Annotated in this window: 28 protein-coding genes; 2 read left to right on the top strand and 26 right to left on the bottom strand. The window is 53.5% G+C overall.

What is annotated here, in order from left to right:
- Positions 1-7: 7 nt before the first annotated feature.
- Both DHf2319_RS01425 and petA read right to left on the bottom strand, forming a co-directional pair.
- The gene (locus DHf2319_RS01425) at positions 8-1,387 is read right to left on the bottom strand and encodes a cytochrome b (RefSeq protein WP_243479034.1); all 1,380 of its coding nucleotides are present in this window, start codon (positions 1,385-1,387) and stop codon (positions 8-10) included.
- A 58-nt stretch (positions 1,388-1,445) separates the two neighbouring features.
- Positions 1,446-2,090 (bottom strand): ubiquinol-cytochrome c reductase iron-sulfur subunit, encoded by a 645-nt coding sequence (gene petA, locus DHf2319_RS01420; protein ID WP_243479033.1) that lies wholly within the window; start codon positions 2,088-2,090, stop codon positions 1,446-1,448.
- A 117-nt stretch (positions 2,091-2,207) separates the two neighbouring features.
- Here petA and mscL point away from each other — a divergent pair, with 117 nt between their 5' ends.
- Complete coding sequence (gene mscL, locus DHf2319_RS01415) at positions 2,208-2,666, top strand: large conductance mechanosensitive channel protein MscL (protein ID WP_256462165.1); 459 nt, start codon at positions 2,208-2,210, stop codon at positions 2,664-2,666.
- A 5-nt stretch (positions 2,667-2,671) separates the two neighbouring features.
- Here the strand turns inward: mscL and DHf2319_RS01410 are convergent, their stop codons facing one another.
- Positions 2,672-3,439: a Nif3-like dinuclear metal center hexameric protein gene (locus DHf2319_RS01410; protein WP_243479032.1), complete on the bottom strand. Its 768-nt coding sequence runs from the start codon at positions 3,437-3,439 to the stop codon at positions 2,672-2,674.
- Between the two features lie 48 nt (positions 3,440-3,487).
- Complete coding sequence (locus DHf2319_RS01405; protein WP_243479031.1) at positions 3,488-3,808, bottom strand: helix-turn-helix domain-containing protein; 321 nt, start codon at positions 3,806-3,808, stop codon at positions 3,488-3,490.
- 180 nt (positions 3,809-3,988) lie between these two features.
- Between DHf2319_RS01405 and DHf2319_RS01400 the strand changes: the two genes are divergently transcribed.
- On the top strand, positions 3,989-4,987 hold the full coding sequence (locus DHf2319_RS01400) for a LysR family transcriptional regulator (RefSeq protein ID WP_243479030.1): 999 nt from the start codon (positions 3,989-3,991) through the stop codon (positions 4,985-4,987).
- Here DHf2319_RS01400 and tatC read toward each other — a convergent pair.
- The 22 genes from tatC to DHf2319_RS01290 all read right to left on the bottom strand — a co-directional run bounded on the left by tatC (position 4,948) and on the right by DHf2319_RS01290 (position 20,907).
- A complete protein-coding gene (tatC, locus tag DHf2319_RS01395) occupies positions 4,948-5,742 on the bottom strand; it encodes a twin-arginine translocase subunit TatC (protein WP_243479029.1) in 795 nt (264 codons plus the stop codon). The two genes, DHf2319_RS01400 and tatC, sit on opposite strands and share 40 nt — an antisense overlap.
- Entirely contained in the window at positions 5,739-6,194 is a 456-nt protein-coding gene (gene tatB, locus DHf2319_RS01390; RefSeq protein ID WP_243479028.1) for a Sec-independent protein translocase protein TatB, read from the bottom strand. Before tatB ends, tatC begins: the two co-directional genes overlap by 4 nt.
- 76 nt (positions 6,195-6,270) lie before the next feature.
- A complete protein-coding gene (tatA, locus tag DHf2319_RS01385) occupies positions 6,271-6,516 on the bottom strand; it encodes a Sec-independent protein translocase subunit TatA (protein ID WP_243479027.1) in 246 nt (81 codons plus the stop codon).
- A 13-nt stretch (positions 6,517-6,529) separates the two neighbouring features.
- Positions 6,530-6,898 (bottom strand): histidine triad nucleotide-binding protein, encoded by a 369-nt coding sequence (locus DHf2319_RS01380; protein ID WP_243479026.1) that lies wholly within the window; start codon positions 6,896-6,898, stop codon positions 6,530-6,532.
- Between the two features lie 27 nt (positions 6,899-6,925).
- Positions 6,926-7,255, bottom strand: a complete 330-nt coding sequence (locus DHf2319_RS01375; RefSeq protein WP_243479960.1) for a phosphoribosyl-ATP diphosphatase — start codon at positions 7,253-7,255, stop codon at positions 6,926-6,928.
- Positions 7,256-7,284: 29 nt separating this feature from the next.
- Entirely contained in the window at positions 7,285-7,689 is a 405-nt protein-coding gene (hisI, locus tag DHf2319_RS01370; RefSeq protein ID WP_243479959.1) for a phosphoribosyl-AMP cyclohydrolase, read from the bottom strand.
- 1 nt (position 7,690) lies between these two features.
- Positions 7,691-8,509, bottom strand: a complete 819-nt coding sequence (gene hisF, locus DHf2319_RS01365) for an imidazole glycerol phosphate synthase subunit HisF (RefSeq protein WP_243479025.1) — start codon at positions 8,507-8,509, stop codon at positions 7,691-7,693.
- Complete coding sequence (gene hisA, locus DHf2319_RS01360; RefSeq protein WP_243479024.1) at positions 8,506-9,246, bottom strand: 1-(5-phosphoribosyl)-5-[(5-phosphoribosylamino)methylideneamino]imidazole-4-carboxamide isomerase; 741 nt, start codon at positions 9,244-9,246, stop codon at positions 8,506-8,508. Before hisA ends, hisF begins: the two co-directional genes overlap by 4 nt.
- A gap of 27 nt (positions 9,247-9,273) precedes the next feature.
- Positions 9,274-9,915 (bottom strand): imidazole glycerol phosphate synthase subunit HisH, encoded by a 642-nt coding sequence (gene hisH, locus DHf2319_RS01355; protein ID WP_243479023.1) that lies wholly within the window; start codon positions 9,913-9,915, stop codon positions 9,274-9,276.
- Positions 9,916-9,945: 30 nt separating this feature from the next.
- Entirely contained in the window at positions 9,946-10,533 is a 588-nt protein-coding gene (gene hisB, locus DHf2319_RS01350; RefSeq protein WP_243479022.1) for an imidazoleglycerol-phosphate dehydratase HisB, read from the bottom strand.
- Positions 10,534-10,638: 105 nt separating this feature from the next.
- Positions 10,639-11,937 carry a histidinol dehydrogenase gene (hisD, locus tag DHf2319_RS01345; protein WP_243479021.1) on the bottom strand — a complete coding sequence of 433 codons (1,299 nt, stop codon included), beginning with the start codon at positions 11,935-11,937 and terminating at the stop codon, positions 10,639-10,641.
- Positions 11,938-12,012: 75 nt separating this feature from the next.
- Positions 12,013-12,675 (bottom strand): ATP phosphoribosyltransferase, encoded by a 663-nt coding sequence (gene hisG, locus DHf2319_RS01340; protein ID WP_243479020.1) that lies wholly within the window; start codon positions 12,673-12,675, stop codon positions 12,013-12,015.
- Positions 12,672-13,940: a UDP-N-acetylglucosamine 1-carboxyvinyltransferase gene (murA, locus tag DHf2319_RS01335; protein ID WP_243479019.1), complete on the bottom strand. Its 1,269-nt coding sequence runs from the start codon at positions 13,938-13,940 to the stop codon at positions 12,672-12,674. The genes hisG and murA overlap by 4 nt, the downstream gene beginning before the upstream one ends.
- A complete protein-coding gene (locus DHf2319_RS01330; protein WP_243479018.1) occupies positions 13,940-14,182 on the bottom strand; it encodes a BolA family protein in 243 nt (80 codons plus the stop codon). Before DHf2319_RS01330 ends, murA begins: the two co-directional genes overlap by 1 nt.
- 13 nt (positions 14,183-14,195) lie before the next feature.
- On the bottom strand, positions 14,196-14,990 hold the full coding sequence (locus DHf2319_RS01325; protein WP_243479017.1) for an ABC transporter permease: 795 nt from the start codon (positions 14,988-14,990) through the stop codon (positions 14,196-14,198).
- Positions 14,987-15,787: an ABC transporter ATP-binding protein gene (locus tag DHf2319_RS01320; protein WP_243479016.1), complete on the bottom strand. Its 801-nt coding sequence runs from the start codon at positions 15,785-15,787 to the stop codon at positions 14,987-14,989. The genes DHf2319_RS01325 and DHf2319_RS01320 overlap by 4 nt, the downstream gene beginning before the upstream one ends.
- Positions 15,788-15,790: 3 nt before the next feature.
- Positions 15,791-16,459 carry an MlaC/ttg2D family ABC transporter substrate-binding protein gene (locus DHf2319_RS01315; protein WP_243479015.1) on the bottom strand — a complete coding sequence of 223 codons (669 nt, stop codon included), beginning with the start codon at positions 16,457-16,459 and terminating at the stop codon, positions 15,791-15,793.
- The gene (locus DHf2319_RS01310; protein ID WP_243479014.1) at positions 16,456-17,241 is read right to left on the bottom strand and encodes an MlaA family lipoprotein; all 786 of its coding nucleotides are present in this window, start codon (positions 17,239-17,241) and stop codon (positions 16,456-16,458) included. Before DHf2319_RS01310 ends, DHf2319_RS01315 begins: the two co-directional genes overlap by 4 nt.
- 21 nt (positions 17,242-17,262) lie before the next feature.
- Entirely contained in the window at positions 17,263-17,733 is a 471-nt protein-coding gene (gene mlaD / locus DHf2319_RS01305) for an outer membrane lipid asymmetry maintenance protein MlaD (protein ID WP_243479013.1), read from the bottom strand.
- A gap of 39 nt (positions 17,734-17,772) precedes the next feature.
- Positions 17,773-18,558, bottom strand: coding sequence for a lipid asymmetry maintenance ABC transporter permease subunit MlaE (gene mlaE, locus DHf2319_RS01300; RefSeq protein ID WP_243479012.1), 786 nt, complete (start codon positions 18,556-18,558; stop codon positions 17,773-17,775).
- Positions 18,555-19,409, bottom strand: a complete 855-nt coding sequence (locus tag DHf2319_RS01295; RefSeq protein ID WP_243479011.1) for an ABC transporter ATP-binding protein — start codon at positions 19,407-19,409, stop codon at positions 18,555-18,557. The genes mlaE and DHf2319_RS01295 overlap by 4 nt, the downstream gene beginning before the upstream one ends.
- Positions 19,410-19,440: 31 nt before the next feature.
- Positions 19,441-20,907, bottom strand: coding sequence for a glutamate synthase subunit beta (locus DHf2319_RS01290; RefSeq protein WP_243479010.1), 1,467 nt, complete (start codon positions 20,905-20,907; stop codon positions 19,441-19,443).
- Between the last annotated feature and the right edge of the window lie 8 nt (positions 20,908-20,915).

Below are 20,915 nucleotides of genomic sequence, written 5' to 3'. Positions count from 1 at the left end.
CTCTGGCTCAATGGGCATGGTAAACAACACGGTCAGGCACTGGCTTGAACGTGCCCATACGACTCCACACCGGCATCAGGAAGAAGAATGCCAGGTAGATAACCGTACCAATTTGTGACATCAGGTTAAACACGTCTGTTGGCGCCTGCGTGCCCAGATAGCCCAAGATGAGAAAGTTCACAAAGAAGATCCCATAAACCCACTTGTGCCAGTCTGGACGATAACGGATTGAACGGACCGGGCTGTAGTCGAGCCATGGCAAGAAGAACAACAGCACAACCGCACCGCCCATCACCACCACACCCCAGAACTTGGCATCGATGATGCGGAACGAAACAGCCAATGCAATCAAAATTACCGGAACAATCAGTTTGGCAGCGCCTTTACACTTTAAGAACAAAACCAGCGCGGCAACAACTGCACCTGCTGCCATCACCCAAGTGAACTGATCAGTCGTGGCGCGCAACATTGAGTAGAAAGGCGTGAAATACCAGACCGGTGCAATGTGCGGCGGTGTCTTTAGCGGATCAGCTGGCAAGAAGTTGTTGAACTCCAGGAAGTAACCGCCCATTTCTGGCGCAAAGAATACGATGGCCATAAAGACGATTAGGAAGCCCGCCACACCAAGAATGTCATGCACGGTGTAATAGGGATGGAAGGGGATACCATCCAGCGGACGCCCGTACTTGTCTTTCTTTTCCTTGATGTCGATACCATCGGGATTGTTTGAACCCACCTCGTGCAAGGCAATGATGTGAGCCACCACTAGGCCCAGCAAAACCAATGGGATAGCGATCACATGTAAGGAGAAGAATCGGTTCAGCGTCGCATCAGACACCACATAGTCGCCGCGGATCCAAATGGCCAAGTCGGGTCCAATCAATGGCACAGCAGCAAATAGGTTAACAATCACCTGCGCACCCCAGTAAGACATCTGACCCCAGGGCAATAGGTAACCCATGAACGCTTCAGCCATCAGTGCCAAGAAGATGCCCACACCAAAGATCCACACCAACTCGCGTGGTTTGCGGTAAGAGCCATATATCAAGGCGCGCGTCATGTGCAGATACACCACGACAAAGAACATCGAGGCGCCTGTAGAGTGCATGTAGCGGATGAACCAGCCTCCCGGCACCTCGCGCATAATGTATTCGACCGAATCAAATGCTAATTGCGCATCCGGCTTGTAATGCATCACCAAAAAAATTCCAGTCACAATCTGGATTACCAACACCAGCATCGCTAGCGAACCAAAGAAATACCAGAAGTTGAAATTTTTGGGCGCATAGTACTCAGACAAATGCTCCTTTACCATCGACGTCAGCGGGAATCGGCGGTCAATCCACCCTAGCAAACCCGTTGTTTCGACGTTCTTCTCGCCAGCCATAAACGGCTCCTTTCAGTCTTTCAATCCAATGTCAACAAACAGCACTAGCTTAGGCAATTTAGGCCGGGTTATCTTCATCAACCCCAATCACAATCTTGGAATCACTGATGTATTGATATGGCGGCACTTCCAAGTTGTCAGGTGCAGGTTTGTTCTTGTAGACACGGCCGGCCATGTCAAACCACGAGCCATGACAAGGGCAAAGACTGCCGCCCTGCCAATCATCGGGCAGACTAGGCTGAGCACCCGGCTCAAATCGCGGTGTTGGCGAACAGCCTAGGTGTGTGCAAATGCCAACGCCCACCCACAATTCAGGTTTGCGTGAGCGCCACTCGTTCTTGGCGTAGGGTGGCGTGTATCCGGGACGATCAGAATTGGGATCAGCCAAGTCACCATTCACTTTGGAGAGCCCTTCGAGCATTTCCGGCGTGCGATGAATCACCCAGACTGGTTTGCCACGCCACTCGTAAGTGCGCATTTGACCAGGCGGGATGGTGCTGATGTCGACTTCGACGGGCGCACCCGCTGCACGCGCTTTTTCAGAAGGAGCGAAGCTGCCCACAAATGGCACCGCTACGGCGGCACCCGCAACACCACCGGCCGCACAGGTTGCGCCAATCCAGAAGCGGCGCTGTGGATCGCTAGGTAGTTCCAGTGGTGCGGAACCCTCAGCGTCTTGGTTAACCGTTGAATCCTGACTCATCACATAATCCTTGGTTGTGATTTCCTAAAACCGGAATCTAATGACACAAATTTATGATCGTCCAATATTATACCGCCGTGTTGAACCACCAATTGACCACTATCAAGGAGAACAAACGTGGCTTCAGTCAAAGGAATATTGTCAGAGTTCAAATCTTTTGCCATGCGTGGCAATGTCATCGACTTAGCCGTTGGTATTATCATCGGCGCTGCTTTCTCCAAAATCGTTGATTCGATGGTGAAAGACATTGTGATGCCGATCATTAACTTTCTGGTCGGCGGCTCAGCAGATTTTTCCAATAAATTCATTGTGTTATCCAAACCAGCTGGCTACGCTGGCCCAGAAACCTATGCTGAATTAAGTGCCGCGGGCGCAACGCTTTTCGCCTGGGGTAACTTTTTGACCATCCTATTGAATTTTGTCCTGTTAGCCTTTGTCATCTTCTGGATGGTCAAGGCCGTCAGCACGGCCCGGGCACGTTTTGAGAAGGAGCAAGAAGCAACGGCTGCGCCCACCGCGCAAGAGGTGGTTCTCTTGACTGAAATCAGAGATCTCTTGAAAAAACAGCAAAGCTGACTCGATTAGGCCGGATTGTCGATGTCAAAAAACAACACTTCGACATCGAATTCGGCCGCAATCGCTTCACCGAGCGCTTTTACCCCGTAGCGTTCGGTTGCATGATGTCCTGCCGCAATGAAGCCCACACCGCTTTCACGCGCCAGGTGAGCATTGGGCTCAGATATCTCGCCAGTAATGTAGACATCCACCCCGGCGTCGATTGCTGCCTCAAACATGCCTTGTGCACCACCCGTGCACCAGGCAACACGCTTGCAGGGTCGATCAGCATCACCGATAAACACCGCGGGTCGGTTCAAAGCGTGATTGGTGTTAGCAACAAACTGCCCCAACGTGACGGGGGTTTGCGGTGCACCAAACCAAATGAGTCCCTTTGCCCCGCCAGTCACCGGGTTAGCCTGAGCGTCGAGCTCAACTTGTAGTCCAAGGACCTTGGCCAGTTGGGCGTTGTTACCCAATGTCGGGTGCGCATCCAGCGGCAAGTGATAGGCAAATACATTCAGATCACTCGCCAAAGCCGTGGCAATACGTTGTTTGCGAGTGCCACGAATGGTCGGATCCTCACCGCGCCAGAACCAGCCATGATGCACCAGGATGGCATCAGCCTGTAGCGCCACTGCGCGGTCAAGCAACGCTTGACTCGCAGTCACTCCAGTCACCAACTTGTTGATTTCGGTCCTACCCTCGACCTGTAGCCCATTGGGGCAGTAGTCCGAGAACCGGGTGGATTCCAGCGTTGTATCTAACCAGCGTTGCAGTTCGGCGCGTTGCATCTAATGATTCCTGGCAATGACGCCATACACGCTTCTCAGACGAGTCGATCAGGCAAAGCCACTGACCGAGTTCTGTCCGGTTGCTTCAGCATGCGCGAGCAGGTCACGACGTGCGTCAGGCGACAAGTTAAAGAAAATCTCTTGCAAGCGAGCCATGTCGTCATCCTGCGTGTAAAACCAACTAACTGGCATGTTCAGGATTTCGGCGACTTTGCACATCAGACGGTAATCCGGTGAGTGCTTGCCACGCTCGTACTGGTTCATGCGCGCGCTTGCAGATGTTGGGTCAATACCCGCTAGCTTACCAAGCTTTTCTTGTGATAAACCCACACGTAAGCGCGCTACTTTAAGTCTTTCGCTGATCATCATTCCCCCCGGGACTTTAAGGTTACCGTTCGAGACGAAACCGAATAACCCGATTTGCTATCTCATTGTTGTATGTGAATACTAAAAATTTCAATACTAGTATGTCTACTAATTATTTCTAATCCTAGGTATCAAAATAATTGATATAGTTTTGTTGATCAACCCCCAAAGTCGAGATTAATCATGGATCTGCGACAAATCCAGTATTTCCTTTGCCTCTACGAAGAAAAGTCGGTCACGAAAGCGGCCAAGCGATTAAATATCGTCCAGCCCGCGCTGAGCATGCAGATCTCACGTCTGGAGAGCGAGATCGGCCGCGAGCTTTTCACACGAACACCACGAGGCATGCATTCGACACCGGCTGCTGACGAAATGTACAGTCTGTTTGTACCTGTCGTATCGGCATTTGCGTCAGCCAAAGCGAAGGTCACCCACGACGGTAAAAGCCTCTCCGGTCATGTCAGGATTGGTCTGATCTCAAGCATTGGCCATAGCGTCTTGCCGTCTGTTCTAACCCAGTTCACCGAAAGCTACCCCAACATCACACTCTCGATCACTGAGGGCCTGACTGATCCGCTTTGCGAAGACGTCAACCATGGCCGAATCGATCTGGCATTTGTCAATCGCCCCAGAGGACATAGCAGCCTGGCTCAGGAGCTCGTGCTGCGTGAAGAAATCGTGTTGATGTCTTCAGCACGTAGCGGTGAAAAGCTACCCGCAAAAATGCAACTCAAGGAAGTCGTCAAGCATCGCCTGATTTTGCCAACACGTGATCATGGTCTGCGTCATGTCCTTGAAGACTACGCCAAAAAACTGGGTATTACCTTAGCGCCTGTTTTCGAGCTCGACTCGCTCTTGGCCAAGTCCTTGCTCATTAGCCAAGGACCATACGTGGGATTTTTACCGGAAAGCGTCATACAAAATCTGCGCAACCGCACAGCCGTCCACTTTCGCACTCACCGACTTGAATCGCCATCCCTGTACAGGGACCTGGTTTACGTGTTTAACCCCCAGCGCGCTCCATCGGCGGCAGCTCAAGCATTCGCTCAAGCGCTAGGCAATCGCATGCGGCTGACTCACGAACAATCCCTAGGCTCAGTCATCGAGCTGCGTCGCGCCCAAGGCAAACCTGAAGATCCGATTCAGTCGGTTTTAGAGGTAGACGAAGACTCGCTAGCCTGATCACCGTCATCTTCATCAGGCTTTCTTGGCTTGATATTGCGGGCAAGCAGTAAACCCACTTCGTACAGAATCCAGAGCGGGACAGCCAACATAAACTGACTGATCACATCGGGCGGGGTCACGATGGCGGCAATCACAAACGCCACGACAATGACGTAACCGCGGATCTCCCGCAGTTTCTCGACACTCATGATGCCCATGCGCACAAGCAAGACCACCGCAATGGGTACCTCAAAAGTCACACCAAACGCGATGAACATCGTGATCACGAAACTGAGGTACGCCTCAATGTCCGGGGCTGGCGTAATTGACTGAGGCGCAAACGACGTGATGAAAGCAAACACCGTGTTGAATACGATGAAATAACAAAACGCCATACCAGCCAGGAATAACAACGAGCTTGAGACAATCAGCGGCAACGCCAATTTTTGTTCATGGCGGTATAGGCCAGGTGCCACAAAGGCCCACGCCTGATAAAGCACATACGGCAGCGCCAAAATAAATGCCGCCAGTAATGTCACCTTGACTGGCACCATGAATGGCGTAATCACCCCGGTTGCGATCATGCGGGTACCCTGCGGCAGGGACGCTAGCATCGGTTGGGCCAGAAAGTCATAAATGACAGAGGCGCCGGGGTACATAAAAAGCACAACAAACACACCCATCACCGCAATGACCGCCTTGATCAGCCGGTTACGCAACTCAACGAGGTGGGACATGAACCCTTCTTGGGGTGCGGTATCTGCCTGGCTCATGGTTTGGCCTCCGGCGCATCAGACTTCACCGATGGCTCGGCAACCGGCGCAGGGCTCGTCTGGGCGGCGGGCGGTGCCTCTGATAGCTGTGCTTGATTGCTGACTTGCTTGTCAATCGAGCTCATCTGCGGCTCAAAATCACTCTTGAACTCATCAACTTCGCTTTTGATATCGTCAACCGGGCTTTGCAATTCTTTGCGCAGGCTCGACTCGGTTTGCTGCATCGACGTCTGCATCGATCTAGCCGCCGTCTCCATCTCTTCTTTCATCTTGCGCAGTTCATCGAGTTCGACCTCGCGCTGGATGTCACCCTTGACATCACTGACGTAACGTTGTGCCCGCCCAAGAAGGTGGCCGACTGTTTTTGCGACCTTGGGCAGTCGCTCCGGGCCAATAACGACCAACGCAACCACTCCAATGAGCATCAACTCAGTAAAGCTGATATCAAACACAAAGCGCCTATTTTTTACGAAGTCGAAAAGGCTTGGGCTGAACTGATCAGCCCAAGCCAAGCCGCACTAATTAATTTCAAGAAGACTGGGAGCCAGACTTTTCCTTGGCTTGCACGTCAATGGTCTCGCCCGAGGCGACGCGCTGGGTCTGCGCAGCAGTTGCATCTTCATCGGCCTTATCGTTGGCCTCTTTCATGCCCTCTTTAAAACCCTTGACCGCACCGCCCAAATCTGAACCGATGTTGCGCAACTTCTTGGTGCCAAAAATCAAGGCCACCACCAACAAAACAATCAACCAGTGCCAAATGCTAAAGGTGCCCATTCAAACTCTCCACTTAGGCGTTAGGTGCTGCCCGACCCGACCAGGGCCTTGGACCACCCATAATATGAAAATGAAGATGACCGACTTCCTGGCCACCGTGTGCACCCGAATTAGCCACTAGACGGAACCCTCCGCTTGGACCCGGAGCGCAACCATTTTCCAGGGCTATTTTCGGTACCAATGACATCATTCTACCTAACCATTCGCTATCAGAGGGGATAATGTCCTGTAGGGAAACTACGTGGTGTTTCGGCACAAGCAAAAGATGTATCGGCGCAGCCGGGTTAATGTCTTTGAAAACGATAAACTCGTCATCTTCATAGACCACGTCAGCCGGTATCTCTTTTTTGATAATTCTGCAAAAAAGGCAGTTCTCACTCATCGCCTATCGACCCCCCTTTAAACCCATCTAACCCTGGTCAGCTGCGCGGCTGGCTTTTTCAGCCAGGCCCGAGACGCCTTCTCGGCGTTCGAGCTCCTTGAGCACGTCGCCAGGCTCAAGCCCGTGATGCGTCAATAGCACCAGACAATGGAACCAAAGATCCGCCATCTCGGATACCACACGCTGAGGCTGACCATCTTTGCTAGCCATGACAAGCTCAGTGGACTCTTCACCCACTTTCTTCAGAATCGCATCCTGACCCTTCAGAAGCAACTTCGCGACGTAAGAGCCCTCAGGATCTGCGCCCTGGGCTGGGTGGCGGCTTTGAAGCACACGCGCCAAACGACTCAAAATCATCTCGGGGTTTTCTTGCACGGCCTAACTCATCACTTGTAAATATCATCAGGGTCCTTGAGGACCGGGTCGACTGACTGCCACTGCATTGTGCCATCAATTTGCTTCAACTGCCGATAAAAGCAGCTTTGACGCCCCGTATGGCACGCAATATCGCCAATCTGGCTGACGATCAACAAAACAACATCGCCATCGCAGTCTAGGCGAATCTCCTTGACGATCTGGGTATGACCTGAGGACTCGCCCTTGCGCCAAAGGCGCTGACGTGATCGGGAAAAATACACCGCATGCCCAGATCGGGCAGTCTCGAGCAACGCCTCGCGATTCGCCCAAGCCACCATTAAAATCCGTCCGGTGAGCTCATCTTGAGCAATCACAGGCACCAGACCCTGCTGATCGAATTTCACCGCTGCCATCCAGTCGGGCAACGTTTGCAGCTCAGTCATGCTTAATTCTCACCGGGATGCCGCGCTCGGCCATATATGCCTTGGCTTGGTCTATGGTGTACTGCCCAAAATGAAAAATACTTGCCGCCAGTACGGCATTGGCTCCACCGATGGTGACACCATCGGCCAAGTGCTGCAGATTGCCCACGCCACCAGAGGCAATCACCGGGATACTGACAGCATCAGAAACCGCACGCGTTAGCAACAAGTCAAATCCCTCACGCGTGCCATCTCGATCCATGCTGGTTAACAACACCTCACCAGCGCCAGCGGCCTGCATACGTTGCGCCCACTCGAGCGCATCCATACCGGTGCCGCGGCGGCCCCCATGGGTAAAAACCTCCCAGCGGGGATCGGAATCAGGCGTGCCGGGCACGCGCCTGGCATCAATGGCAATCACAATACATTGCGAGCCGTGATAGTCAGCGGCGCGCTTGATAAGGTCCGGGTCGGCCACTGCAGCGCTGTTGATGGAGACTTTGTCAGCGCCTGCATTTAGTAAGCGCTGCACATCACTGACTTGTCTGACACCACCACCCACGGTTAACGGGATGAACACTTCGGACGCCACCGCATCGATGATCGGCAAAATCAAATCCCGATCATCACTGGTGGCAGTAATGTCAAGAAAGGTCAGTTCATCGGCGCCTTCGGCGTTGTACCGACGGGCGATTTCAACTGGATCGCCAGCATCCATCAGATCTACGAAGTTAACGCCTTTGACCACTCGACCGGCTGTGACATCCAGACACGGGATGATACGGCGCATCAGGCCGTCACAGCCGAGTACGGGCTCGATCGCCTCGGTCATGGACACAGCTCGTCGGCACGTCTGACTGCCTGCTCAAAATCCAGTGTGCCCTCATAAATGCTGCGACCCAGAATCGCCCCCTCCACACCATCAGCCTCGACGGCGCAGAGTTTCTCAATGTCCGTGATGTCTGTGATGCCACCAGAAGCAATCACCGGAATGCGCACGTGCTGAGCAAGCTTGACCGTGGCTTCAATATTGACGCCGGAGAGCATGCCATCACGACCAATGTCCGTGTAGATAATGGCTTCACAACCATAGTCTTCGAACTTTTTGGCGAGATCCGTCACGCTATGCTTTGTCAGCTTGCTCCATCCATCAGTGGCAACCCTGCCATCTTTGGCATCGAGGCCAACAATGATGTTGCCGGGGAAAGCGCCGCAAGCATCCTGCAAAAATCCCGGATTTTTGACCGCCGCTGTGCCGATGATGACATAGGATATACCTGCATCGAGATAGCGCTCAATCGTATCCAAATCGCGGATGCCACCACCGATTTGCACCGGTACCTCATCACCCATGGCTTCCAGGATATCGCGTATCACACCCTCATTGCGTGGCTTGCCATCGACCGCACCATTCAAATCCACCAGATGCAACCGTCTCGCACCGAGATCAGCCCAGCGCTCGGCCACCTCCACCGGGTCTTCCGAGAAGACCGTGGCATCATCCATGTCGCCTTGACGCAAACGCACACATTGACCGTCTTTCAAATCGATTGCAGGTATCAGTAGCATGACTGGTTAGTAATTCAACGTTAATGGTTAAGGGTTCCAATCTACAAAATTGCGGTAAAGGCGTAAACCATCATCCGCACTCTTCTCAGGGTGAAATTGCACCGCAAAAATATTGTCTCGCGCCACGGCGCACGTGAATGCATAGCCATAATCGGCCTGACCGTAGACCAAGGTGGAATCTGCCGCCACCACATGATAGCTGTGCACAAAATAAAAAGGTGTCCCGTCGGCAATACCATCCCAAAGCGGGTGCGGCTGCACTTGCCTGACTGGATTCCAGCCCATGTGCGGGATTTTTAGTCGAGCGGGGCCGGCTGACTCGTCAAACATCGGGCCACTAAAGCGTTTAACCTCCCCAGGCAGTAACGCCAGACAGTCGGTGAGACCTTCCTCGCTGCGCTCAAACAGCATCTGCTCGCCAACACAAACGCCAAGCAATGGCTTGTTACGAGCCACTTCGAGTATGACCTCTTGCAGCCCCGCTTCGCGCAGCGTCCTCATGCAATCGCCCATGGCACCCTGGCCAGGCAACACCACACGCTCAGCAGCGAGGATATGCTCCGGTGTGCCAGTCAAGACGATATCGGCGTCGGGAGCGGCGTGACGCAAGGCGCGCTCAACAGAGTGATAGTTACCCATGCCGTATTCGACAATTGCGATGCGTTTCATGCGGGTCTCTTGGCGCAACAAGTACGGGAGTTACAGCACGCCTTTGGTCGAAGGAATTGCACCAGCCTGGCGCGGATCAGGTTCAACGGCCATACGCAATGCACGACCAAACGCTTTGAACACCGTCTCACATTGATGGTGTGCGTTAATGCCGCGCAAGTTGTCGATGTGCAATGTCATCCACGCGTGGTTAACCAGCCCCTGAAAAAACTCCCGAGAGAGGTCCACGTCAAAGTTACCGACTCGAGCACGCGTGTACGGCACCTCAAAAATCAGCCCAGGGCGGCCAGACAGATCAATCACCACTCGCGATAAGGCCTCATCAAGCGGCACATAACTGTGACCATAACGGCGGATCCCCGCCTTGTCGCCTAGGGCTTTGGCCAAGGCTTGTCCGATGGTGATGCCAACATCCTCGACGGTGTGGTGATCATCGATATACAAATCACCAGTGGCTTTGATGTCAAGATCAATCAACCCGTGACGAGCAATCTGGTCGAGCATGTGATCCAAAAACGGCACGCCCGTGTCAATGGACTGTTTGCCAGTGCCATCGAGATTTAACGCGACCCTGATTTGGGTCTCTTTGGTATTACGGATGATTTCGGCGGTTCGCATGATTAGGATCGCACTTTAATTAAGACTGCTGTTCAGTCACTGCAAAATCATATTGTAAGCGGCTCTTGGGCCTAACACGTTAAATGCACCCGGTATCTGGTAATTTCAGACAATCCGATACGCAGCACTTTGTGCGTGCGCTGGCAGTCCTTCACCAGTGGCCAACACTCGGGCAATCTGTCCAAGCTCAACGGCGCCTTGCGCAGATACGTCAATAATGCTTGAGCGCTTCTGAAAGTCATAAACACCGAGTGGCGAAGAAAACCGCGCCGTACCTGACGTGGGCAGCACGTGATTGGGACCGGCGCAATAGTCTCCCAGAGACTCAGAGCTGTGGCGACCCATAAAAATAGCACCCGCATGCTTTAACTTGGGCAATAGTGACTTTGGATCCTGAACCGACACCTCAAGGTGCTCTGGCGCAATACGATTGCTGATGTCGCAAGCTTCATCCAGCGAATCGACCTGAATCAATGCACCGCGGTTTTTCAGGCTTGTCGCGATGATGTCGCTACGGGGCATGGTTGGCAGCAAACGGTCAATGGCATCTTGTACCTGATCCAAAAAACCGGCATCCGGGCACAACAAAATCGCCTGCGCGAGCTCGTCGTGCTCGGCTTGGGAGAACAGATCCATCGCGATCCAGTCAGCCGGTGTCTTGCCATCACAGATCACCAGGATTTCACTGGGACCGGCAATCATGTCAATCCCAACCTTGCCAAATACGCGACGCTTAGCACTAGCCACGTAGGCGTTGCCAGGGCCGACAATCTTGTCCACGGCAGCGATGGTGTCAGTGCCATATGCCAAAGCACCGACCGCTTGGGCACCACCTACAGCAAAGACGCGATCCACACCACCAATCGCTGCCGCAGCCAACACCAAGGGGTTACGCTGACCATCTGGCGTGGGCGTCACCATAATGACTTCTTTGACGCCAGCCACTTTGGCAGGAATGACGTTCATCAACACCGATGATGGATACGCTGCCTTGCCACCTGGAACGTAGAGGCCCACCCGGTCAAGCGGTGTGATTTGCTGACCAAGCACTGTGCCATTGGCCTCTGTGAAAGTCCAACTGTCTTGTTTTTGTCGTTCGTGGTAGGCACGAATGCGATCGGCTGCCGCCTCTAGCGCCTGGCGCTGCTCCGCTGGCAAGCCCTCAAGCGCCGACAACCAGGCCTGACGTGGTACTTCGAGTTCAGCCACTGATTTTGCAGAAACACGATCAAATTGTTGCGTGTATCTCAACAGCGCCTGATCACCCTCTAGACGAATCGCTTGCAATATCTTGGCGACTGCTGACTCGATCGCGTCGTCTTCAGCCGCATCCACATGCAGTAACTTCGTCAACTGGCTGGCAAACTCAGGATTTCTAGCGGTCAGTCGGGTAACGGCGGCCATGGGGCAACTCAATATTCAAAAAAACAATCAAATTCAAAAAAAGACTAGTCTACAGCTATCAGCTTAACAGGGATTTCAGCTTGCCTGCTCAAAAGCATCCATAATGGGCTGTAATTGTCCCTGTCGTGTCTTTAACGCTGCTCGGTTGACAATGAGCCGCGAAGAAATCGGCATGATGTCTTCGACTGCCACGAGGTTGTTGGCTTTCAGTGTATTGCCAGTGGAAACCAGATCAACAATCGCATCAGCCAGCCCAATCAGTGGTGCAAGCTCCATCGAGCCATACAGCTTGATCAGATCTACATAGACCCCTTTGCGCGCAAAATGTTCCCTAGCTGCACAGACGTACTTAGTGGCAACGCGTAGCCGCGCACCCTGACGCACAGCCGCTTCGTAATCAAACCCGCGCGGCACGGCCACGCAAAGCTTGCAACGGGCTATTTGCAAGTCAATAGGCTGATACAGGCCACCCGGATGAGTTGCTGCATGTTCGATCAAGACATCCTTGCCTGCAATGCCTAGATCTGCTGCACCATATTCGACATAGGTCGGGACGTCTGATGCACGCACAATAATCAGGCGCACATCGGGCCGGTTAGTGCCAATAATCAGTTTGCGCGACTTTTCTGGATCCTCGGATACCTCAATGCCAGCGGCCGTCAGCAGCGGCAGCGTCTCCTCAAAGATCCGGCCCTTGGACAATGCCAGCGTCACCGGACGATCAACCGCCGCAGTCACGCTTGACCTCGCGAAGAAATCCGCTCGATTTGAGCGCCAAGCTGCCTTAATTTAATTTCCATGTTGGTATAACCACGATCGAGATGATAGATACGCTCAATGACAGTCTGGCCCTCAGCTTTCAGGCCAGCAATCACCAAGCTAGCTGAGGCTCTCAAGTCAGTGGCCATCACCGTTGCGCCTGACAGTGACGGTACACCCCTGACCACTGCCGTATGACCATCGATTTCAATGTCCGCACCCAACCGTATCAGTTCCTGCACATGCATGAAGCGATTTTCAAATATGGTCTCCACCACAATCGATGTTCCCTGCGCCACTGTATTTAGCGCCATGAACTGCGCCTGCATGTCAGTCGCAAACCCGGGGTATTCGTGCGTGCGTATGTCCACTGACTTGGGCCTGCCTTGCATAGTGGCCTGAATCGAATCATCACTGACTTCTAGCTGCAGCCCTGCCTGAGCAAGTTTACTGAGCGTTGCGCCCATTGTAGACGGTGCAACACCGCCAAGCCGGATTTGCCCCCCCGTTGCCGCAACCGCACAGAGAAAACTACCCGCCTCGATGCGATCAGGCATCACCTCATGCTGCGCACCGTGTAAACGCTCGACACCACGAATCACGATTCGATCAGTGCCGTGCCCGGAAATATCGGCACCCATTTTTATGAGCAACTCGGCCAAATCCACTACCTCAGGCTCACGTGCAGCATTCTCCAGCACCGTCGTGCCCTCAGCCAGTACTGCGGCCATGAGCAAGTTTTCTGTACCGGTGACGGTCACCATGTCAGTACGAATCACAGCGCCTTTTAGCCGTTTGGCTTTAGCAACGACATAGCCGTGCTCAATCGTGATCTCGGCTCCAAGCGCCTGAAGACCTCGAATGTGCTGATCGACCGGCCGCTGTCCGATCGCACAACCGCCTGGCAAGCTAACCCTGGCCTGTCCAAAGCGCGCAACCAGCGGCCCTAACACGAGGATGGATGCGCGCATGGTTTTAACCAGTTCATACGGCGCTTGAAGCGAATCGAGCGAACTGGCGGTTAGCTCCACACCCGCTTGCCCATCGTGCTTGACCTTGACACCAAGCTGGGCAAGCAGGCTCAGCATGGTGTCCACGTCTTTAAGCCTAGGCACATTCGCCAGTGCCACGGTATCAGCGGTGAGCAGCGCGGCGCAAAGAATCGGCAACGCAGCATTTTTAGCGCCCGAAATCTCTACCTCGCCAACCAGCGGCTTACCCCCAGTGATCAGCAATCGGTCCATCAGGCTTGTGCCTTGAACTCATCAGGTGTGAGCGTTTTCATGGACAGGGCATGAATCTCATCGCGCATACGATCACCAAGCGCGGCATAAACGAGTTGATGACGTGCAATCAGACGCTTGCCTTCAAACGCTGGGCTAACAATCACCGCCTCAAAATGTGCACCATCGCCGGTGACTTCGAGATGCTCACAAGCCAAGCCTGCGCTAATGTATTTCTTGATGTCCTCTGGTGTTGGCAACATGGGTCCTACTCCACTAAGTTCTGAGTTTATAGCCGCTATCGAGCAGCCTGATTGCGATGATGGTCAAGACCATAAAAAACCCGGCGACTACTGCAAGGCTTAGCCAGGGCGAACTATCCGACACACCAAAAAATCCGTATCGGAAGCCGTCAATGGTATAAAAAATCGGATTCCAATGCGACACAGCCTGCCAAAACGGTGGCAGGCTATGCACCGAATAAAAAACCCCTGACAAAAACGTCAATGGCATGATCAAAAAGTTCTGGAACGCCGCCATTTGATCAAACTTCTCTGACCAAAGGCCGGCAATCAATCCCAAGATGCCCAGCATGGCACTGCCCAACACCCCAAAAACCAACACCCAAATAACCGAGGTCACCGGGATGGGAATAAACAGCATGGATACCAGCCAAACCGTTAGCCCGACAGCCAGGCCACGAACGACCGCGGCCAACACATAAGCCGTAAAAAACTCGCGCGTGGAAATCGGTGTGAGCAGCACAAACACCAGATTGCCCGTCACCCGGCTTTGAATCAACGAAGAGGATGGATTGGCAAAAGCATTTTGCAGCATGCTCATCATCATCAAGCCTGGGATCAGAAACTCGGTATAAGGAATCGCATCATAGACTTTGACACGGTCTTGAAGCACTTGAACAAACACAATCAAATAAAGCAAGGCGGTCATCACGGGCGCAGCGATCGTCTGAAACGCCACCCGCCAAAACCGCAACAGCTCTTTGTACAGGAGGGTATAGAACCCGGATCGGCCTGGAATTGAAGCCACCATCGAACTGATCTCTTTCATAGGGCTGTGCCTGCTGCCTGATTTTCCTGGCGCATGATCTGCACAAACGCCTCCTCGAGTCCAGCACCACCGACTCGCGCGAGCAACGCATCGGTGGTATCTAACGCAACGATCTGACCACGCTTGAGCATGGCGATACGCCCGCACAAGGCTTCGGCCTCTTCCAGGTAATGCGTGGTCAGCAGTATCGTGTGACCCTCCCGATTCAGCCGCGATATGAACTCCCACAAGCTACGACGTAAATCGACATCAACGCCTGCTGTTGGTTCATCCAACACGATTACCGGGGGCCGGTGCACCAGTGCCTGAGCAACTAGCACTCTGCGCTTCATGCCACCAGATAACGCTCGCATGTTGGCGTGCATCTTGTCTGAAAGACCGAGGTGATGAAGCACTTCCTCAATCCAGTCGTCATTGCGATGCAGACCGAAATAACCGGACTGTATACGCAAGGTCTCCATCACGGTAAAGAATGGGTCGTACACGAGCTCTTGTGGAACAACGCCAAGTGCTCGCCGAGAAGCCCGGAAATCATTGACCACGTCATGTCCGCAAACACGAGCTCGGCCCTCGGTTGCATATGAAAGACCCGCAAGAATGGAAATCAGCGAGGTTTTACCAGCGCCGTTCGGGCCAAGCAACCCAAAAAACTCTCCGTACTCAATACGCAGGCTGACATCATGAAGTGCCTTGAAACCTTCACCATGCGAGCGATTGGTAAAGCGCTGCCACCAATGTTTGACTGCGGGCTGGTAAGTTTTATAGACGTGCTCAAATTCGATTGCTGCGGATGACATATTCTAGTTTTGAGAGTTGCGCTGGTTTAGCGCTGCAATTAACCCATCAATGCCGGATCGATTGATTTCCTGGGCGAACTGGTTGCGATAGTTTTGAATTAGCCACACGTTTTCAACGTTCAGATCATAGATGCGCCAACCCTCGGGCTCCAACCGCAGTCGGTAATCGACTCGAATCGGCTGGGTATTGGCGCCTTGAACAACGTTTGAGCGGACCACGACATCCTTGGCATCCGCCTCGGCCCGGTAGGGCAGCACTTCCATATTGGTGCCATTGTCAACTTTCGTCAAAGCACCGCTGTAAGTACGAATTAGCGTGTTTTTAAATGCCTCAGAAAGTGCCTGTCGTTGCTCTGGGGTAGCTTGGCGCCAGTACTTTCCAGCCGCAAGTCGTGTGGTGCGCTCAAAATCGACGTAAGGCATGATGTACTGCTCGACAACCTCATTAATGCGTGCCACGTTTTGTTGTCTGACCTGAGGATCACTTTTTAGAACAACCAACAATTCATCGGCAACGTCCTGCACAAACTTGGGTGGGTCATCCTGAGGATTGGGCTTGGCCATGGCCGTTACGCACAACAGCAGACTTGCCAGAAACACCGTCACGAGTCGCAGATGTTTGGACAAACCAAAGAATCTGTCCGAGTCGTTCAGCAATGCCGCGCTATTCATCGATCCTTCTCCTTAGTGATGCCAAGCGCTTTTTCATCAGCCTCAACATCTGCATAATCTTGATAATCCGGTAGCGCCTGTGCGTCAGGGTCATCGCTCACCATCGCGGCTCGGCGCTGCAGGTAGGCGTCACGAATAAAGCTGTATGGGTCAAGCGCTGTTCGATCAATGGTGTCTGTGACAGTCAGCAAAGCTTCTCGACGAACCACCACCTCAAGCCCCCACAATGAGTTGCGCAGGCGCACATTGGGGATCAAACCAATCGTATCGAGCTGGTCGCCCCCGAAATCAACCACCGTGCCCACACCATCGCGAACTGAACTGGCGCCAAGCAAAGGCAGCACCAAATACGGCCCCTGGGGAACACCCCAAACACCCAAGGTAATACCAAAGTCATTCTCGATGCGCGGCTGCCCGTTCATGCTAGCTACGTCGATACACCCCCCAAGACCCATGGTGGTGTTCAACATGAACCGCCCGGTGGTGTTGATGGCGTCAAAGTGGCGTTGCTGTAGTGCGCTGTTAATCGCAGACCAGATCTCACCGAGGTTTAGGTACATGTTGCGAATACAGGTGCGAACCGGGCGCGGTGTGATGAAAGCGTACAGCTCAGCAATCGGCGTAAGCACAGCGTCATCGACAGCCTCGTTAAACGCAAACGTGCCGCGGTTCATGCCTTCCCAGGGATCGGCTGGGTTTTCCGGGCCTTTTGTGCTGGCACAGCCAGCCAACACCAGCACCGAAGCAGCCAACATCAACCGTTTAATTTGCGTCATCGCCATAAATTCTGCCTCGCAACAGATTTACTCTGCTGCCCCTTCCTTTTCTGCCGTACCGTAGAGGAATTGACTGATCAGCCGCTCTAGCACCACCGCACTTTGTGTCAGTGTAATCGAGTCGCCAGCAGCCAACATCTGATCATCCCCCCCGGCATCAAGTCCGATATATTGCTCACCGAGCAAGCCCGAGGTCAGGATGCTTGCTGAAGTGTCAGCCGGAAACTCAAAAGACTTGTCGATATCAAATGTCACCTCGGCTTGATAGGTTTGATTGTCAAACCGAATGTCAGACACCCGCCCAACGACCACGCCTGCACTTTTAACGGGGGCGCGCACCTTCAGGCCACCAATATTGTCGAACTTGGCCTGCACAGCATAACTCTGGGCAAAGGAAAAGCTACTGAGATTGCCTGCGCGTAACGCTAGAAATACCAACGCCAGAATTCCAAGCAGAACAAAGAGCCCTACCCAAACATCGATCTTATGGTTGCTCATAGAGCCTGACCCCCAATAACACGCATCAGTTGCTAAACATCAGTTGCTAAACATTAACGCAGTCAGAACAAAGTCCAGACCAAGAACCACGAGTGAACCCGCTACCACTGTTCGCGTCGTGGCGCGTGAAACCCCCTCCGGCGTGGGCTTGCACTGCCAGCCCTCGAACAATGCGATCAAGGTTACCGCCACACCGAAGACAACACTCTTGATAGCCCCGTTCAAGACATCGTCAAACACATCCACGCCATCTTGCATCTGCGACCAGAAAGCACCTGAATCAATCCCTATTAGCAAGACACCGACAATCCAGCCACCGATGATCCCAACCATGGAGAATACTGCGGCCAAGACCGGCATGGCGATCACCCCGCCGAGAAACCGCGGCGCCAACACGCGCCTGATTGGATCAACGGCCATCACGTCCATGGCTGCTATTTGTTCGCCTGCCTTCATTAAACCAATTTCGGCTGTCAGCGACGTGCCGGCTCGACCAGCAAACAACAAGGCCGTGATGACCGGGCCGAGCTCTCGCACCAGCGACAAGGCCACAAGCAGTCCCAAGGCCTCCTCCGAACCATAGCGGTTGAGTGTGTAATAGCCTTGTAGCCCGAGAACAAATCCAACGAATAGGCCCGAGACTGCAATAATCAACAACGAATAGTTGCCGATGAAATGAATTTGCTGGATGACCAGCCCAGGACGCTTAACAATCACGCCGGTGCGCATCACCAGCTGCACAAAAAACCGCGCCAACTGTCCCAATACAACTAACTGTCGGCGTACAAAGGCGCCGGTCAAGCCAAGCTTATCCACCATGTTCATGGCTTGACTCCCTTGGTTTGACACCACTTCTCAAATGCATCGGTCAATGGATAATCGAAAGCGACCGGACCATCTGGCGCACCATCAAGAAACTGCCGCACGTAAGGGTCTGTGGATTCATTCAGGCTTTCAGGCGAACCGCTGGCTTTCAGTTTCCCTTGTCCAACGATGTAAACGGTATCAGCAATTTCAAACGACTCCGGCACATCGTGGGTAATCACCACAGAGGCGCAGCCGAGCTTATCCGAAAGGCTTCGTATCAAGCGAGCCGCGACACCCATGGAGATCGGGTCAAGCCCAGCAAATGGCTCGTCGTAAAAAACCAGCTCAGGCTCACGCACAATGGCCCTGGCCAATGCCACACGCCTGGCCATTCCACCGGAGACTTCCGACAGCTTCAAGTGTGCCGCTGCGCGCAAGCCCACCGCTTCGAGGTTGTGTAGCACCTTATCGGCGATCTCAGCCTCATTCAAACGCGTATGCTCCCTTAGCGGGAAGGCAACGTTTTCAAACACATCGAGGTCAGTAAATAGGGCGCCATGCTGAAACAAAACGCCCATGCGCTGCCGCAAACGCTCTAACTCCACACGACCGATGCCAGACAGCGGGTGCCCAAAGACCTTGAGTTCACCGGACTTCACACCAAGCTGCCCGGTCGCCGCCCGCATTAACGTCGTTTTGCCAGATCCCGAGCCACCCATGACAGCAACGACTTCACTGGCACGCACCGACATCGATAGGTCTGCCAACACAGTGAAATCGCCATAGGCCAAGGTCACCCGCTCAAAATCAAGCACGGTCTTGGTTTCGGACGTAAAGCGGGTAGAAGAAGAATCGGCGGGCGATGTCATGAGTAGATTGTATCGCCCGCCTGCAAGCCGATTAGCGAGGCAGCTCCGTGACACCCATCAAGAACTCATCCACGGCACGGGCACATTGACGACCCTCTCTGATCGCCCAAACAACCAAGGACTGTCCACGACGCATATCACCCGCAGCAAATACCTTGTCAACGCTGGTGCGATAGTCCTCAGTGTTGGCCCGGGCGTTGCCACGACCATCGACATCCACACCGAAGGATTTGAGTACGTCAGCCACCGGCGAAACAAAGCCCATCGCCAAGAGCACCAAATCAGCCTTGATATCAAACTCGGATCCGGGCACTTCTTTCATCTTGAACTGACCGGTGGTCTCATCGCGCTCCCACTGAACACGGGCAGCCTTGATCTTGGTTACCTTACCTTTGCTACCTTCAATATGCTTAGTCGTAATTGCCCAGTCACGATCAGCACCTTCCTCGTGCGACGAAGACGTGCGCAATTTCGCCGGCCAATACGGCCAGGTCATTTCTTTGTTCTCGTGCTCAGGGGGCTTGGGCATGAGTTCGATCTGCGTCACAGATGCCGCGCCATGACGATTGCTTGTACCCACACAATCGGATCCTGTATCGCCCCCTCCAATAACGACCACATGCTTGTCTTTGGCCAGCACTTGCCCAGAAATCTTGTCACCAGCCACAACCTTGTTTTGTGGGCGCAAGAAATCCATGGCATACATCACACCCTCGAGCTCGCGTCCCGGTACGGGCAAATCACGCGGTACCTCGCAACCCCCAGATAGCACGATGGCGTCAAACTCAGCATCTAGGTCTGCCGGCGTCTTGACGTTAAGGCCATTGGCCGATGGATCATCTGGCGACCCAATGTAGGTAGACGGGCAAAAGGTAACCCCTTCGGCCTGCATTTGCACCACTCGCTGGTCAATCAAATGCTTTTCCATTTTGAAGTCTGGAATGCCATAGCGCAGCAAACCACCAATGCGGTCTTGCTTTTCAAATACGGTCACCTCGTGCCCTGCGCGCGCAAGCTGCTGAGCTGCAGCCAAGCCAGCTGGCCCTGAGCCCACCACCGCTACTTTCTTGCCGGTGCGTTGCGCTGGCGGTTGTGGCACGACCCAACCCTCTTCCCAGCCCTTATCGATAATGGCATGCTCAATGGACTTGATGCCCACAGGATCATTATTGATGTTTAGCGTACAGGCCGCCTCACACGGCGCCGGACAAATCCGCCCAGTGAACTCGGGGAAATTATTGGTCGAGTGCAGCACATCAAGCGCCTCGCGCCACTGCTGGCGATAGACCAAGTCATTCCAATCAGGAATGATGTTGTTGACCGGGCAGCCGTTGTTACAGAATGGTATGCCGCAATCCATGCAACGCGCACCCTGCTTGCTCGCCTCATCATCGCTTAAGCGATCAACAAACTCACTCCAGTGTTTGATGCGAACCTCTGGCGCCTGGCTTGCTTCTTTCAAGCGCTTGAGTTCAAGAAATCCAGTTACCTTTCCCATGTCATGTC

Origin of the sequence: Orrella daihaiensis, assembly GCF_022811525.1 — a bacterium.
Lineage (GTDB): Bacteria > Pseudomonadota > Gammaproteobacteria > Burkholderiales > Burkholderiaceae_B > Algicoccus > Algicoccus daihaiensis.
Note: the sequence above shows the minus strand (reverse complement) of the source record. Positions and strands in the feature narration are given on the sequence as shown.